Origin of the sequence: Paeniglutamicibacter sp. (genome assembly GCF_046714615.1) — a bacterium.
Taxonomy (GTDB): Bacteria; Actinomycetota; Actinomycetes; order Actinomycetales; family Micrococcaceae; genus Paeniglutamicibacter.
The window spans coordinates 1-15,835 of sequence record NZ_JBKKAP010000119.1; the positions used below are offsets into that span (position 1 = coordinate 1).

The window sequence follows — 15,835 nt, forward strand, 5'->3', positions numbered from 1 at the left end:
TGTCTATAAGACACCGCGGGGAGGCCCGGCCGCGCCTCCTCAACCCCATGCCAATCGCCCGCCACCCCTGCCCGGGGTGGCGCCCGATTGCGTTGGGAGGGCCTGCGCGCCCGCAGGCCGCGCGGACTACCTGCCTGGATCCGTGTATTCGAGTGCGAACTACCTGAATTGCCGCGTCTGGGCGGGAGTAACCTGTTTGCACATGCGTTATTTGGGGGCGGGGTGCCATGGCAGAGGAACGCGCAAGATTTGGTTCGCTCGACGGGCTGCGTGGAGTGGCTGCGGCCGTGGTGGTCGTCTTTCACATCGCGGTTTCGAATGAACGCGCCGGTTCGATATACAAGCTGACCGAGACGGGCCCGCTGTCCACTTTCGAGACCATCATGAACTACTCGCCACTGCGGATTCTCTGGGCGGGATCGGAAGCGGTGGTGGTCTTCTATGTGCTCAGTGGATTTGTCCTGGCCCTTCCATTTGCCCGCGGTGCCGCGGTGCCCTGGAAATACTTCTACCCGCGCCGCCTGCTGCGCCTCTATGTCCCGTCCATCGCGAGTCTGGTTTTTGCCTATCTGACGACACTGGCAATCCGCCGGGCAGAGATCCCGAACGGGAGCCCCTGGCTGAATGACCATGCAGCGGCCCCCAATGGGCCGCTGCAAGTGCTCCTTGGCTCATCGCTGATGACGGGGTGGGGCGGGCTGAACACCTCACTCTGGTCGCTGCGCTATGAGGTCCTCTTTTCGCTTCTGCTCCCGCTCTTCCTCTGGGTGGCCTTCACCTGGAAAAGGCTGCTGTGGCTGAAGGTCGCCGCGGTACCCCTGTTTTGCATGTTGTGGCCGTTGGCCGGGTTCTTCTACCCGGACTTGGTGTACCTGAGCGTCTTCTTGCTGGGCGTGCTCATGGCCTACAACATTGAGGCCTTGCGGGCCCGGGCCGCGAAGATCCGGGCCGTTGGATGGGTGTTGATCTGCGCGGCGTCGATACTCCTGCTGTGCTATTCCTGGCTGGTTGCCGGAATTGACCCTGAATCCCGGTGGCGTGTGTCCTGGATTGGCTTCGCGGCGATAGGTGCGACGCTGCTGGTTTTTGCCGTCGCCTTTTGGCAGCCCTGCGTCAAGGTGTTCGGCTCGCGCCCGATACGCTGGCTTGGCCGGATTTCCTTCAGTCTCTATCTGACCCAGGAGCCGGTTGTCGTGGCGCTGGCCTTTGCGACACATGGGTTTGTTCCGCTGTGGGTGCAGATTCCCGTGGGATTTGCACTGTCCATATTCGTCGCGTGGCTGTTCTTTCTGGTGGTCGAGCGGCCGTCGCATCGACTTTCCAGGAACTTTGCCCGGGCGCGCCAGCTACGTGAAATGGGTTCACCTTCCGTTCCCGAGGCCGTCGAGCGCACGGCCCTGGGGCCCACGAAGAACTAGCCCTCGGGCGCGGTGCCGCCCCGGAACGAGTCGGTTCACGGCCTGCTCGGGGTAGTAGGGCTGCAACGTGAAATGCCGGGGGACTCGCCAGTCCTGCTCAAGGGATCACTGTGCCGTATATTACAGTTGTCCAAATAGTGGAAGGACTGTCCAATAGGTGGACGTCCATCATAAACTTGTCACTTAGTAACTTAAGGCACCCCCCAAGAGAATCACGAGTCATGTCCAACAAGACCACGGTCGCTGCACCGAAAGAAAACACACGCGGACGCGTGCTGTTTGCCAGCCTCATCGGCACCACCATCGAGTTCTTCGATTTCTACGCGTACGCCACGGCGTCGGTGTTGGTATTCCCGACGCTGTTCTTCCCGAATGCCTCGAACGTCAACGCGATCCTTTCCTCCTTCGCGATTTTCGGCGTCGCCTTTGTTGCACGTCCGGTTGGCTCGATCCTCTTCGGGCACTTCGGTGACAAGATCGGGCGCAAGGGCACCCTGGTTGCCTCGCTGCTCCTGATGGGAATCGCCACCTTCCTGATCGGCTTCCTGCCGGCAGCCCAGGGCAACTTCGTGGTGCTTGCACCGCTGATGCTGGTGCTGCTGCGCTTCGCCCAGGGCCTGGCCCTGGGAGGGGAATGGTCCGGTGCCGCATTGCTGGCCACTGAAAACGCCCCCGCCAACAAGCGGGCCATCTACGGCACCTTCCCGCAGCTGGGCGCTCCCGTCGGCTTCATCATCGCCAACCTGCTGTTCGTCATCCTGCAGCTCAACCTGAGCACCGAGCAGTTCATGTCCTGGGGCTGGCGCATTCCGTTCCTGCTCTCCGCGGTCATGGTCGCCATCGGACTCTGGGTTCGCCTCAGGCTGGTCGAATCGGTGTCCTTCAAGAACGTGGTGGAGCAGAAGAAGGTTGCCAAGTCGCCCTTCAAGACCACGATGAAGTACCACTGGCGCGCGGTGTTGGCAGGCACGTTCATCATGCTGGCCACCTACGTGCTCTTCTACCTGATGACGGCCTTCACGCTGACCTACGGCACAGCACCGGCCACGGTTGAGGCTGCACGCGCCGCCGCCGAGGCCAAGGGCAAGGTCTTCGACGCCGCCGCCGAGGCGGCATTCGCACCGGGCCTGGGCATCGCCCGTCCCGAGTTCCTGACGATGCTCATCATCGGCGTGGTGTTCTTCGGCATCTTCACCATGGTCTCCGGGCCGCTGGCGGAGAAGTACGGCCGCCGCAAGTTCCTGATTGTTGTCACCAGCGGCATCTTCGTCTTCGGCTTGGCCTGGACCCTGATGTTTGGCCCCGGCAAGGCAGCCGCCATGGTTGGCCTGATCGTCGGCTTCACGCTCATGGGGCTGACCTTCGGTCCGATGGCGTCCTACCTGCCCGAACTCTTCCCGTCCAATGTGCGCTACACCGGTTCGGCGATTGCCTACAACCTCTCATCGGTCATCGGTGCCGCTCCAGCCTCGTTCGTGGCCATCGCGCTGTGGCAGTTCGGCGGCGGAAACACCATCTGGGTGGGCCTCTACCTGGCCCTCGGTGCCGTGCTCACGCTCGTCGCCCTGTTCCTGACCAAGGACACCAAGGACGTCGACTACGAGAACAACGTCGCCTAACTGAAATTCCGCACCGGACCGCCTTTGGCGGATCCCGGGGTCGGACACCTAAGCGCCCGCCACCCGTTCGTGGTTGCGGGCGCTTAGGTGCGTTAACGCACCTACGCTCCGCGTGCCCGATGCCCCCGGACGCTATTCGCCGACCTGGCCGTCGATGCACTCGCGCAACAGGTCCGCATGCCCGTTGTGCCGGGAATATTCCTCGATCAGGTGCGCCAGGATCCAGCGCACCGAGACCGTCCCGTGGCGCCCGGCCGCCACCGAACGCCCCAGCGGCTCGCCGCCGAGCGCCGCGTCGGAAAAGGCCATCTCGTCCCTCCACGCGGCGAAGGATTCCGCGACCATCCGGGCATCGGGTGCCGTGAAATCGAAGTCGGTGTCATCCCCGTCCGCGCCCCAGTACAGCGGCGGGGCCGGATCTCCGGCCAGCGAGGAACGGACCCAGAAGCGCTCCACGTCGCTCAGGTGCCGCACCAGCCCCAGCAGGGACAGCCCGGAGGGCGGCACCGCGCGGGCTGCCAGTGCCTCCGCGTGAAGCCCGGCGCACTTCAGCCCCAGGGTGTGGCGCTGATAGTCCAGGAACCCCATCAGGATCTCCCGCTCGCTGCCGCCCGGCGGCGGATCGGTGCGCGGGCCAACCGTGGTCTCGGCAAAGATTTCAGCTGCCATGGCCACCAGCCTAGCAACCTCGCCCTTTCTCCCCGGGCCGCGCCGCGTCGCCCACCGCGGAGAATCGGCGCAATGAGGGGAGGATATGGGTGTCAGCGCGGCAAAACGAAAGGGCGGCACCGGTCTTCACGAAGAAGACAGGTGCCGCCCGATCGGTGAGGTGATGGTGCGGCGTTACTCGCCGATGGACGCCAGCACGGCACCGGCGGAAACCGTGTCGCCCGGCACGGCGGTGAGCCCGGAAACCACGCCGTCGCAGTGCGCGGTCAGTGGCTGTTCCATCTTCATGGCCTCCAGGACCAGGATCAAGTCGCCCTCGGCCACGGTGTCCCCGTCGGCCACGGCTACCTTGACGATGGTGCCCTGCATGGGGGAGACCAGGTCGGCACCCGAGTTGCCGGCGGCCGCCGGACCGCGGGAGCCCGAGGCGCGCTTCTTCTTCCGTGCCTTGCCGTTGCCGGCGGCGGACATGGCGCCCAGGGACGCGGGCAGCACGACCTCCAGGCGCTTGCCGCCGACCTCGACGGTGATCGCGTTGCGTTCGGCGTCCTCGCCCGGGAGGCCGGCGGTGGCAGGGTCCCAGGCCGGGATCTCGTTGGCGAACTCGGTCTCGATCCAGCGCGTGTGGATGGTGAACGGGCCGGATTCCGGAATGAACGCCGGATCCGCCATGACGGCGCGGTGGAACGGAAGCACCGTCGGCATGCCCTCGATGCGGAACTCGGCCAGCGCACGGCGGGCCCGGGCGGCGGCCTGCGCGCGGGTGGCGCCGGTGACGATGAGTTTGGCGATCATCGAGTCGAAGTTCCCGGAGACGGTTTCCCCGGCCTCGACGCCCGAGTCGATGCGCACGCCCGGCCCGGTGGGCAGGTTCATGGTGGTGATGGTGCCCGGGGCCGGCATGAAGCCGCGTCCGGCGTCCTCGCCGTTGATGCGGAACTCGAAGGAGTGGCCGCGGGCCTCGGGGTCGGTGTAGCCAAGTTCCTCGCCGCGGGCCAGCCGGAACTGCTCGCGCACCATGTCGATCCCGGTGATCTCCTCGGAGACCGGGTGCTCGACCTGCAGGCGGGTGTTGACCTCGAGGAAGGAGATGACCCCGTCCTGGCCCACCAGGAACTCGCAGGTGCCGGCACCCACGTAGCCGGCCTCGCGCATGATGGCCTTGGACGCCTCGTAGAGGCGCGTGTTCTGCTCCTGGGAGAGGAACGGCGCGGGGGCCTCCTCGACGAGCTTCTGGTTGCGGCGCTGCAGCGAGCAGTCGCGGGTGGAAACCACCACGACGTTCCCGTGCACGTCGGCCAGGCACTGGGTCTCGACGTGGCGCGGGGCATCCAGGAAGCGTTCGACGAAGCACTCGCCGCGGCCGAAGGCGGCAATGGCCTCGCGGACGGCGGATTCGTAAAGCTCGGGGATTTCCTCGCGGTTGCGTACGACCTTGATGCCGCGCCCTCCGCCGCCGTAGGCGGCCTTGATGGCCAGCGGCAACCCGTGCGCGTCGGCAAAGGCCAGCACCTCGTCGGTGGATTCGACGGGGTTCTTGGTGCCGGGCACCAGCGGTGCGCCGACCTTTTCGGCCAGGTGGCGGGCTTGGACCTTGTCGCCCAGCTGCTCGATGGCCGCCGGCGGAGGGCCGATCCAGGTCAGCCCGGCATCGATCACGGCCTGGGCGAACCCGGCGTTCTCGGCCAGGAAGCCGTAGCCGGGGTGCACGGCGTCGGCGCCGGAGCGCTTGGCGACCTCGAGGATCTTGCCGATGTCAAGGTAGGACTCCGCGGCCGTGGAACCACCCAGCGAGTAGGCCTCGTCGGCCAGCCTCGAATGCAGTGCATCGCGGTCGGGCTCGGCGTACACGGCAACCGATCCAATGCCCTCATCGCGGGCGGCGCGGATGATGCGTACGGCGATTTCTCCGCGATTGGCGATGAGAACCTTCGTCAACTGACTCATGGCAGGGGCTATCTCCTTTAAATATGCTCTTGTGGAGCCTACCCGCGTTTGTGGGATGTGTACCCACAAAACCCCCGGTGTCGGGAGTAAGTCGCGATTTCTTTGTGGGGTTCCTACAAAGTCGGCGGAGCTAGACCCACACGTCGGAGACGGACAGGCCGGTCTCGGCCAGCAGCTCGCGCAGCGTGGCGACATTCAGCCCGATGACGGTGTGCGGGTTGCCCTCGATGCCGCGGATGAATGCTGCCCCGCGGCCATCGATGGTGAACCCGCCGGCGCACGGCAGCGGTTCCCCGGTGGCCACGTAGGCGGCGATCTCCTCGGTGTTGAGGGTTTCGAAGTTCACGGTCGTGGAGGAGACCGCGCCGATGGTGGCCCCGGACCCGCCGTCCCCGTCTTCCTCGGATCGGTTGTCGATCAGCCAGTGCCCGGTGTGCAGGATTCCTGACTTCCCGCTCATCGCTTCCCAGCGCTCGGTGGCGACCGCGGCGGTGTGCGGCTTGCCGTAGGCGACGCCCTCGAACTCGAAGACCGAGTCGCAGCCCAGCACCACCGCGCCGTCGGCCTCCTCCATCGCCGCCACGTCCTCGGCCTTGGACTTGGCCAGCAGCAGCGCGGTGTCGGCCGGGCTCAGTTCGCCAAAGCGCTCAACCGCCTGGGCCAGGACCGCGTCCTCGTCCACGGAGGAGACCTGCACGGCGAAGTCGATGCCGGCGTCGGTGAGCACCTTGGCCCGGCCCGGCGAGGCCGAGGCCAGCACCAGCAGTGGCAGCTCCTCGGGGTTCTCGACCTCCCCGCGGGGATCGGTGGCGGCGGCGCCGGCGGGGGTGGTGGCGGTGTCGAAAGTGTTCACGTTCTGGCTCATGCATCAACCGTATCCCGCGCCGGCGGTGCCTGGGTGCCGGATGCCGCGTCGTTGCCATCCTGCCGCCCGGCCCGCGCGGCGATCTTCGATCCCTCGACGTCCACGTCGGGCAGGATCCGATCCAGCCAGCGCGGGATGTACCAGGCCCGGTGGCCCAGCAGGTGCATGATCGCCGGGGTCAACGTCATGCGCACGATGAAAGCGTCGAAGAGCACGCCGATGGCCAGCGAGAACCCGATCGCCCGGATCATCGTCAGGTGCGAGAACACGAATCCGGCGAACACCGCGGTCATGATCAGCGCCGCGGCGGTGACCACCGGGGCCGCGTGGGCGAAGCCGGAGCGCACCGCGGCGCGCGCCCGCTGCCCGTGGGCGAAGGACTCGCGCATGCCGGCGACCAGGAACACCTGGTAGTCCATGGCCAGCCCGAAGAGGATGCCGGTGAGCAGGATCGGCAGGAAGCTCATGATGGGCCCCGGCACGTTCACGTCGAAGACGCTGCCCAGCCAGCCGAACTGGTACACCGCGACCGTCGCGCCGAACGCGGCGGCCAGCGAGAGCAGGAACCCCGCGGTGGCCAGCAGCGGCACGACGACCGAGCGGAAGACCAGCAGCAACAGGATCAGCGAGAGCCCCACCACGATGCCGATGTACGGCGGCAGCGCCTGGGCCAGCTTCTCGGAGACATCCACCTGCGCGGCCACCTGCCCGGTGACCGCGATGCGCGAACCCGCCTCCCGCTCAATGGCGGGCGCGGCGTCGCGCAGGGCGTGCACCAGCGCCTCGGTCTGCGCGCTGGCGGGCCCCTCGGCCGGGATCACCTGGATCGCGCCGAGGTTCCGTGCCTGGTTGACCGCCACCGGGATCGCCGCGACGACGCCGGGGATCTTGCGCACGGCGTCCGCCACGTCCAGGTTGGCGGCGTCCGCGCCCCGGGCATCCAGCCCTGCAGGCAGGTCGGCGAGCACCAGCAGCGGGCCGTTGTACCCGGCCCCGAAGGCGTCGCTCATCTGCTCGTACGCCTTGTAGGCGCCCGAGTCCACCGGTTCGGCGCTGCCGTCGGGAAGCGCGGTGCGCAATTGCAGCGCGGGCAGCGCCACCACGGCCAGGATCGCGATGCTCGCGATCGCGGCGATCCACGGGCGACGGGTCACCAAGGCGCCCCAGCCGCGGTTTCCCGCATCGTTGGCAGGGGCCTGCGTGCCCGCGTCGGCGGCTCCGGCACGTGCCCAGGCACGCCTGGAGACCAGGCGGGTGCCGATGATTCCCAGCAGCGCCGGGGTCAGGGTGATCGCGATGAGCACCGCCATCAGCACCGTGAAGGCCGCCGACAGGCCCAGCACCGTGAGGAACGGCAGCCCCGGGACGGCCAGCGCGGACAGGGCGATGACCACCGTCAGCCCGGCGAAGACCACGGCGTTGCCGCTGGTTCCGGTGGCCCGGGCGATGGAGTCGCCCAGCGGGACGCCCTGAAGCAGCTGGCGGCGGTGCCGGTGCACGATGAACAGCGAGTAGTCGATGCCCACCGCAAGTCCCAGCATCAGCGCCAGGGCCGGGGTGATGGAGGCCATCTCGATGACCGAGGACAGCGCGAGGGTCCCGCCGACCCCGGCTCCCACCCCGAGCACTGCCATCAGCAGCGGCAGTCCGGCGGCCACCAGCGTGCCGAGCATGAGCAGCAGCACCGCCGCCGCCACGGCCAGCCCGATGATTTCCGCTGCCCCGAAGAGGGAGGACAGGTCCTGGATGATCTCCTTGGAGAAGAGCACCTCGACGCCCGCGGCCTCGGGCCCGGCGGCAATGCCCTGGATCTCCGCGCGCGCGGCGGTGCTCAGCGAGTCGGTCGCACCGACGAAGGTCACGTGGGCCACGGCGGTGGAGCCGTCGGCCGAGACGAAGCGCATGCCCGCCGAGGCCCCGGCCCGGCGTTCGGCGAATGCCAGCTCGGCCCGCCCGGCGGCCAGGTCCCTGGCGCCCTGCTCGAGCTTCTCCTCGGCATCGGGCAGAGCGGCGGTCTTCTCGTCCACGGTCTTTTGCCCGGCGACGAGCTTGGCCTGGTTCTTCTCGATGGCCTGCTGGCCCGCCGCCAACTTGGCCGCATTCGTGTCGATCTCCGCCTGCCCGGCGCGCAGTTGTTCCTGGCCCGTGGAGATTTTCGCCGCGGCGGCCTGGATCTTGGTGCGGTTGGCGGCAAGTTCCTTGGCCCCGGCATCGAGCTGCTTCTTGGCCGCCGGCAGCTTCGCTGCCCCGGCCTCCAGCTCGGTCTTCTTCGACGCCAGGGTCTTTTGCCCCGCTGGGAGTTCCTTCGCTCCGGCATCGAGACGCGCCTTGGCCGCGTCGAGTGCCTTGAGTCCCGCGGTGGCATCGGCAATGTTCCGCAGCGACTGCTCGGCCTTCCTCTTGCCTGCCTCGACGGTGTCCTTACGGGCCTCGAGGCCGGCGAGCTCGGCCTTGAGCCCGTTGATTTTCTGCTGCGCGGCCCGATTCTGCGCATCGGTGGTGGCACCTTCACGCTCTTTTGCCGCGGCGGCGATCCGCGTCTTGAGTTCGGCGATTCCCGCATTGAGCTGCTTCAGTCCGGCCTGGGCATTGGCAAGCCCGGCAGCGGCCTGCTGTTTGCCCGTGGCCAGCTGCTTTTCAACCGTGGCCCGGGACTGGCCGCCCAGGATCTTCTTCATGCCGGCGTCGTACCGCGCCTTCCCGTCGGCAAGTTCCTTGGCCGCTGCATCGAGCCTCGCCTCGCCCGCGGCCACGGCCTTGCGGCCCCCGGCAATCTTCGCGACGCCTCCCTGGTATTCGCGGTTGCCCGCATCCCACCGTTCCTGGCCCGCGGCGAGCTGCGCCTGGCCGTCCTTGAGCGCTGCGGCGCCGGTGGACAGTTCCTTGGCCGCGGCATCCAGCTTCGCGGCCCCGGCGGCCAGCTGCTTGCGGCCCTCGGCAATCTCCTTCTTGGCGTCGCCCAGCTGCACGCGCCCGGAGTCGAGCTCCGCTTGCGCATCGGTGAGCGCGACCTTGCCGTCGGCCAGCTGCTTCTTGCCGTCCTCAAGTGCCGCGGCGGCATCCTCGAGCTTGGCCTGGCCCTCGGCGAGTTGCGGCTTGGCCTCATCGAGCTGGGCCTGGAGCTCGAAGGGCCTGGCCACCTCGGTGATCTGGGACTGGGTGGCGAGCTCGTCCAGCGAGGACTCGATGGCCCGGTGCTGCGCCGCCGAAAGCTCCGTGCCGTCCTGGGAACGGAAGACGATGGAACCGGTGCCGCCGGCCAACTCGGGCATCTCAATCTTCATCCGATCAAGCGTGCGCTGGGTTTCGGTGCCGGGGATGGCGAAGGTGTTTGACAGCTTGCCCATGAAGGCGCCGGCGCACAGCCCGATGGCCAGCAGCAGAACCGCCCAGATGGCGACGACGGCCCAGCGCCGGCGGTAGGCCAGGGCACCGAGACGGTAGAGGAAGGAAGCCATGGTGTCCTAGGCCTTTCGGGGGTGCGGCGCGCGCTGTTGGAGGGAGGGGAAGCCGTCGCGCAATTGGGCGACGGCTTCGGCGAGGGTGGCACGCAGCAACTCAGTGCGCCGCGGATCGGTGGCGTCCGGGCTCTCGCCCAGCTCCCGGGACCAGGCGGCGAAGGCGGCCTTTCCGGCGCCGATGACGCTGTGGGCAAAGACTGACGCGGCCAAGGGGGTGCCGTGCGGGGCGCGGGCCGTGATGATCTCGGTGAGTGCCTCGGCGCAGTCGTTCCAGGCCTCGAGCTGCATGCGTGCCATCTGCGGGTGCGCCGAGGCATGCAGGTACAGGTTCGCGATGGGCTCCAGCAGGGCGGGGTCGACGAGGGATTCCACGGCGGTCACCGCAGCGGAGAGCAGGTCGATTGCCGGATCCACCTCATCGAGAACCGCCACCGCGTTTTCCAGCAGCAGCCGGGTCGGCTCGTTGAGGGCGGACTCGATCGAGGGGAAGTAATTGAAGAAGGTGCGGCGGGAGATGCCGGCGGCATCGGCCACGGATTCCGCGGTCAGCGCCGCGTAACCGGCCGTTTCCAGCTGGCCGAGGGCGGCATGGACGATGGCGGTCCGGGTGGCGGCCTTGTTGAGTTCACGCCGGGAAGGCCCGGGGTCAAGGGGATGATTCACAATTACTACACTATGTGCAAACTTGCATCCTGTGCAATTTATTCGCCGAAGTTCTTGGTGGGCTCGGACCCGCTGACGCTCGCGGCTCCGCACCGTGCGTCCCGGGTGGCGGTCGCTGGACCGGCTTCCTGCTTGACGGTGCACCGGCGACGATGCGCAACGGGAAGCACCTCAAGGGCCGGGGCGCGCACGCCGAGCCAGGAGACCACACCGACGCGATTGCCCGCGGGCCCGGGGGGGACCTGGGCGTCGATTGGGAACCGCCCCCGGCTCCATGGGGCGAACCCATCGACGGCCAAAAATCATGGGGTATTTTCCCGCAGGACATTGGATCCTGGACAAGGCCGCACAACGGCCGACTTCCAGCCCGGAAAGCCGGAAGGCCACCTCGCACGCGGTCTTGGTGCCCGCACTGCGGGGATCCAACACCGGCCGAGGTGGCCTTCCGGGGGTGATGCCGTGGCATCCTTGGGCGCTACTGGCCGGAGGAGACCTTCTGGGGCGCGTTCGACGACTCGTGATCGTCCGCGGCGACCGTGGCACCCTGCTTGAACTCGTCGTTGAACGGGTCCCCGTGGCGCGGCGCGTTGTAAAGTTCCTCATCCAGGATGCCTTCGCGCTTGGCGACGATGGTCGGAACCAGGGCCTGCCCCGCGACGTTGACCGCGGTGCGTCCCATGTCCACGATCGGGTCCACTGCCATGAGCAGGCCCACGCCGGCCAGCGGCAGGCCGATGGTGGACAGCGTCAGGGTCAGCATCACGATGGCGCCGGTGGTGCCGGCGGTGGCGGCCGAACCGAGTACCGAGACCAGGGCGATCAGCAGGTAGTCGGTCAGCCCCAGGTTGATCCCGAAGAACTGGGCGACGAAGATCGCGGAGATCGCCGGGTAGATCGCGGCGCAGCCGTCCATCTTGGTCGTGGCGCCCAGCGGGACGGCGAAGGAGGCATAGCCCGAGGGCACGCCGAGGTTGCGCTCGGTCACGCGCTGGGTCAACGGCAGGGTGCCGATGGAGGAGCGGGAGACGAAGGCCAGCTGCACGGCCGGCCATACGCCGGAGAAGTACTGCTTGATGCTCAGGCCGTGGGCGCGGACCAGCACCGGGTAGAGGCCGAAGAGCACGAGGGCCAGGCCGATGTAGATGGCCACGGTGAACTTGCCCAGGGCCCCGATGGTGTCCCAGCCGTAGGTGGCCACGGCGTTGCCGATCAGGCCCACGGTGCCCACCGGTGCCAGGCGAATGATCCACCAGAGGACCTTCTGGATCACGGCCAGGATGGAGGCGGAGAAGTCCAGGAACGGACGGGCCGCGTCGCCCACCTTGAGTGCGGCGACGCCTACGGTGATGGCAATGACCAGAACCTGCAGCACGTTGAAGCTGAGCGCGGTGGTGACGTCCCCGCCCTCGGCAACCTTGGTCGTTGCTCCAAGGCCCAGGAAGTTCGACGGGATGATCCCGATCAGGAACCCCCACCAGTCTCCGGTGCGTCCGGTGTATTCCTCCGGTGTGCCCTGGCCGGTGCCTGCGCCCGGGCGCAGGACGGTGCCCAGCACCATGCCGATGACCACGGAGATTGCCGAGGTGATGGCGAACCACAGGATGGTCTGCCACGCCAGGCGCGCCGCATTGGTGACCTTGGCCAGATTGGCGATCGAGGCGACGACCGCGAAGAAGATCAACGGGATGACCGCTGCCTTGAGCAACGAGATGTAGCTGGAGCCGAGCGTGGCCAGCGTGGTGCCCAGCCCCGTCGGGGTGTCCTGGGTGTGGCCGGTGTACTTGGCCAGCAGGCCAAGACCGAGGCCAAGGACCAGGCCAACAATGATTTGCGGGCCAAACGCGGTGGCCCAGGCCGGGATGCGCCTCGTGGGCGTGGTGTTGGAGGTAGTCACGCTTAGAAGCTAGGCGGTGGAAGATAACAAAGGATAGCCAGCATTGAGGAATGTTACGCAAAAATCGCCCGGATTGATCTTATGCGGGTTTTTTGTGACGCGTTACATATAAGTCCACCCCGGTGTTAAGATGAGCTTTCAACCAATGGTTTTTTATGTTATTGATTCGCGCCCTGAGAGCTGGATGTCGGGCGCCCACGCAATCACTAATGGGGAGGGGGTCTGGGCGCATGAAGTGGGGAATCATCGATGACACGCTGCCCCGTCCGCGCCTTGACCAGTTGCTTGACCTTGCTGTCTCTTCCTCCGTGGTCATCGCCAGGGCGCCGCGGGGCTCGGGCAAGCGCACCGCGATTCGCGGCTGGTTGTCCCGCCGTGATCCCCAAGCCAGCAACTGGACCTGGATCGAGTGCCGCGATGTGAACGAGCCGTTGGACGAGGTGCTGGCCCGGACCTATGGGAAGGCCGAAGACCCCGAATCGCACCTCGTCGTCCTCGTTGGGTACTCGCGGCGGCACGACGAAGAACTCCGACAGGTGGTGCAGCGAACGGCACAACAGCATCCCGAGCGTCGTGTGGTCATTGTGACGCGAGACTATCTGGAGATGGAGCGCCATCGCACGTTGCTGTCTTTCGGCGTCTCGGTGATTCCGCCCCACGAATTCCGCTTCAGCGTCGAGGAAACCGGGCAGTACCTCCGGGGGACCGCACTTGCAGACTTTGCCGCACAACTGGCCAGCGACCTGTGCGGCACGCCGCAATATCTGCGCATGGCCAAACTCCGCGCCGAAACCATGCAGGGCCCCCGGAATTCGGACATCGCGGCAAGGCCCGGGAAGCCGCTCTCGCCCCTGGTGCAGCCGTCGTCTCCGCTGCTGGAACTTGACCCGGTGGCCAAGGCCTTTCTGGTCTCGGTCCACGGCGCGGTCGACCGGGACGTGAAATTGATGCTGGAAAGCGAAGGCCTGGAGCCCGGGCAGTTGGATTTCCTGGCCATGATCTCCGTGCCCACGACAATACCCGCGTCCTTGCTGCCGCTTCTGGCCGCCCGCAACGCCGAGCGGTGGCTCTCGGATCTGGAAGGCCGTGGCCTGGTGTATCGCTCGTCGCGGAATCCCGACGAGGAATACTGCCTGCACCCCGTGCTGCGCAGGGTGCTCACGCGTTCCTACCTGGAATCGGATCCGGATCGGTTGGGCGGCCTGCACCGGATATGCGCACGGTTTGAGACCGCCCAGGGGTCTTCGTTCCGCGCCCTGCGCCACGCGCTGGCGGTGCCCGATTACCATTTGGCTTCCGAGGTCCTGCGCATGCACGCCGATGAATACCTCGAGGGCGAACTGGGCAAGCGCGGTGCCGTACTGCTTGATGACTTGCCCCTGACGATCCTGGCCCGGTTCCCGCTGCTGGCCATCTGTCTCGCGATCGCCTACAGCGCCACCGGAAAATTCAAGCTCAAGACCCTGGAACTTCTGGCCCTGGCTGCCGCCGGTGCACGCACCGTGTGTCGCAAGGCCCCGCCGCCGGACCGGCTGATCATGATCATGGTCGAGTCCGTGGCGATGAGATTGAGTGGAATCGGGGAGGCGTCGGTGCGCTCCGCCCGCAGCGGCATTGCGCTGTACCGGGAGATGGCCCCGGGGCAGCGCGACGGGATCGGCCCCTTCGAGGGACCCCTGATGATCCAGCTTGCGCTCAGCCTGCACGCCGGAGGGGTCAACGACGAAGCCCTGATCGCGGTGGAGCTGGGCGTTTCTGCCGACCAACGCCACAACCGTGTCGAGAACGACCACTACGCAAACACCGTCCAGGCCTACCTGTACGCCCTGAACGGGGACATCCACAAGGCCGCCGGAATGCTGGCCGACTCCCTGCCGGAGCACTGGTCCAATCCGGCCACCAACGCCTATTTCGCCACCCCCTACCGGGCGGCCGCTTTCCTGTGTGCCATGGAGGAGCAACGATTTGATGACGCCGCAGGGTGGGTGGAACTGTTGCGCATCGAACAGCACAGCAACGAATTCTGGCCGTCCATCCGGTTGGCCGAGGCGCTCCTCGCGGTGATCCGCGGGGAAACGACAGCTTCGCTGGTCCGGATGCAGGGCTACCTGGTGCGTGAACGTGAACAGCCGGTGGTGCAGAAGATCGGCAAGCAAATGCTGGCCTCGGCCTCCTGCCTCTTGAACATGGCGGTGGGGGACGCCTCCCAGGCGCTCAAGGCCGCGACCAAGTCTGTTGATGAGACATCCCGTTTGTTGTTGCAGGCAGGTGTAAGGCTGGCCCAGGGCGACGCCGCCGAGGTGTTGAGGCTGTGTACCGCCTTGGGCATGCCCGTGCAACCACGGGCGCGCTTCGAGCAGGCGGTGCTGGTGCTGGCCGCAACGCTGCAACAGAACAACCGGGCGGCCGTTGGCGGTGCGCTTCGGATGGTGGCCGCGCTGAGTGAGGAATACGGCTTGGGCCTGGCCATGAATCTGCTGCCGGCCCCGGATCTGGAACGTATCCTGTCCGTGGCCAGGGAAATGGGAATCAAGCTCAAGGTCGAAACGAACACCGTCTCGAACATTCCCGGTGGACTGGGGCGCGCGGTGCTTAGCTCGCGTGAGCTGGCGGTATTGGGTGAATTGGTGTCCACCGGCAGCAGTGCGGAAATTGCCGAACGGCAGTTTGTCTCGGTCAACACCGTAAAGAGCCAGCTGCGCAGCATCTACCGGAAGCTGGGCGTGTCCGATCGGGCGTCGGCGCTTGACGCCGCACGCGTGCAGGGGCTGGTTCCGAGCAGGGACACCGAAACCATCGACTAGGTCGGTGTCGACTCCGGTGTGGGCATCGGTATTCGTTTCGCACGCGCATAGCGCTGCGTCGCGGGGATCGAGTTTCCACCAAACAAGACTCGGATCAATCCCCTTGGCACTGATGCAGCCCCCAAGCAATGCATCCATGCCGAACCGCGAATTTCCCGGCGGTCTACGCTTTCGTACGCGAAGTTGAGTTTCCCGGTTTTCCCGGTCGTGGTCGCTTCGACGTGTTTCGCAGTAACAAGACCCACTATGGCAGGTATTTCGTTGCGTTATCAGCGATGGGGCCCGGATTCACCCTTGCGTTCACCCTCAATCCAACGCACTCTCATGGAAAATCTAAGCTTCGCTGCCCGCACCACGTTAAAAACACCATTCGACAGCTAAATTCTGTTCGCCTGCCGCGGGTGGGTGCTGCGCCGGGTCGGGGGCGGGTTTGGCAGGCCCTGGAGGCCCGACACCCCCCCCCCGCCAAACCGCCCCCCACCCAGAACAAACCCC

Annotated in this window: 9 protein-coding genes; 3 read left to right on the forward strand and 6 right to left on the reverse strand. The window is 66.7% G+C overall.

Annotated elements, in window-relative coordinates; genetic code table 11:
* Positions 1 to 227 precede the first annotated feature (227 nt).
* Together ACLQ7E_RS14295 and ACLQ7E_RS14300 are read left to right on the forward strand one after the other, a co-directional pair.
* Entirely contained in the window at positions 228 to 1,418 is a 1,191-nt protein-coding gene (locus tag ACLQ7E_RS14295; protein WP_411733245.1) for an acyltransferase family protein, read from the forward strand.
* A gap of 221 nt (positions 1,419 to 1,639) precedes the next feature.
* Positions 1,640 to 3,037, forward strand: a complete 1,398-nt coding sequence (locus ACLQ7E_RS14300; RefSeq protein ID WP_411733246.1) for an MFS transporter — start codon at positions 1,640 to 1,642, stop codon at positions 3,035 to 3,037.
* Between the two features lie 132 nt (positions 3,038 to 3,169).
* Here ACLQ7E_RS14300 and ACLQ7E_RS14305 read toward each other — a convergent pair whose 3' ends face one another.
* From ACLQ7E_RS14305 to ACLQ7E_RS14330, 6 genes are all read right to left on the reverse strand, one after another.
* On the reverse strand, positions 3,170 to 3,706 hold the full coding sequence (locus tag ACLQ7E_RS14305; RefSeq protein ID WP_411733247.1) for a DinB family protein: 537 nt from the start codon (positions 3,704 to 3,706) through the stop codon (positions 3,170 to 3,172).
* 174 nt (positions 3,707 to 3,880) lie between these two features.
* Positions 3,881 to 5,653, reverse strand: a complete 1,773-nt coding sequence (locus ACLQ7E_RS14310; protein WP_411733248.1) for an acetyl/propionyl/methylcrotonyl-CoA carboxylase subunit alpha — start codon at positions 5,651 to 5,653, stop codon at positions 3,881 to 3,883.
* Positions 5,654 to 5,783: 130 nt separating this feature from the next.
* Entirely contained in the window at positions 5,784 to 6,425 is a 642-nt protein-coding gene (locus ACLQ7E_RS14315; protein ID WP_411733253.1) for a Maf family protein, read from the reverse strand.
* A gap of 89 nt (positions 6,426 to 6,514) precedes the next feature.
* Positions 6,515 to 9,976, reverse strand: a complete 3,462-nt coding sequence (locus tag ACLQ7E_RS14320; RefSeq protein ID WP_411733249.1) for an MMPL family transporter — start codon at positions 9,974 to 9,976, stop codon at positions 6,515 to 6,517.
* A gap of 6 nt (positions 9,977 to 9,982) precedes the next feature.
* Positions 9,983 to 10,642 (reverse strand): TetR/AcrR family transcriptional regulator, encoded by a 660-nt coding sequence (locus tag ACLQ7E_RS14325; protein ID WP_411733250.1) that lies wholly within the window; start codon positions 10,640 to 10,642, stop codon positions 9,983 to 9,985.
* Between the two features lie 475 nt (positions 10,643 to 11,117).
* On the reverse strand, positions 11,118 to 12,536 hold the full coding sequence (locus ACLQ7E_RS14330) for a dicarboxylate/amino acid:cation symporter (protein WP_411733251.1): 1,419 nt from the start codon (positions 12,534 to 12,536) through the stop codon (positions 11,118 to 11,120).
* A 230-nt stretch (positions 12,537 to 12,766) separates the two neighbouring features.
* Between ACLQ7E_RS14330 and ACLQ7E_RS14335 the strand changes: the two genes are divergently transcribed.
* Positions 12,767 to 15,340, forward strand: a complete 2,574-nt coding sequence (locus tag ACLQ7E_RS14335; protein WP_411733252.1) for a LuxR C-terminal-related transcriptional regulator — start codon at positions 12,767 to 12,769, stop codon at positions 15,338 to 15,340.
* The last annotated feature ends 495 nt before the right edge of the window (positions 15,341 to 15,835 follow it).

Excerpts from the sequence above, each read along its gene's own strand:
- ACLQ7E_RS14335 (WP_411733252.1), top strand. The coding sequence starts at position 12,767 with ATGAAGTGGGGAATCATCGATGACACGCTGCCCCGTCCGCGCCTTGAC.
- ACLQ7E_RS14320 (WP_411733249.1), bottom strand. The coding sequence starts at position 9,976 with ATGGCTTCCTTCCTCTACCGTCTCGGTGCCCTGGCCTACCGCCGGCGC.
- ACLQ7E_RS14300 (WP_411733246.1), top strand. The coding sequence starts at position 1,640 with ATGTCCAACAAGACCACGGTCGCTGCACCGAAAGAAAACACACGCGGA.
- ACLQ7E_RS14310 (WP_411733248.1), bottom strand. The coding sequence starts at position 5,653 with ATGAGTCAGTTGACGAAGGTTCTCATCGCCAATCGCGGAGAAATCGCC.
- ACLQ7E_RS14295 (WP_411733245.1), top strand. The coding sequence starts at position 228 with ATGGCAGAGGAACGCGCAAGATTTGGTTCGCTCGACGGGCTGCGTGGA.
- ACLQ7E_RS14305 (WP_411733247.1), bottom strand. The coding sequence starts at position 3,706 with ATGGCAGCTGAAATCTTTGCCGAGACCACGGTTGGCCCGCGCACCGAT.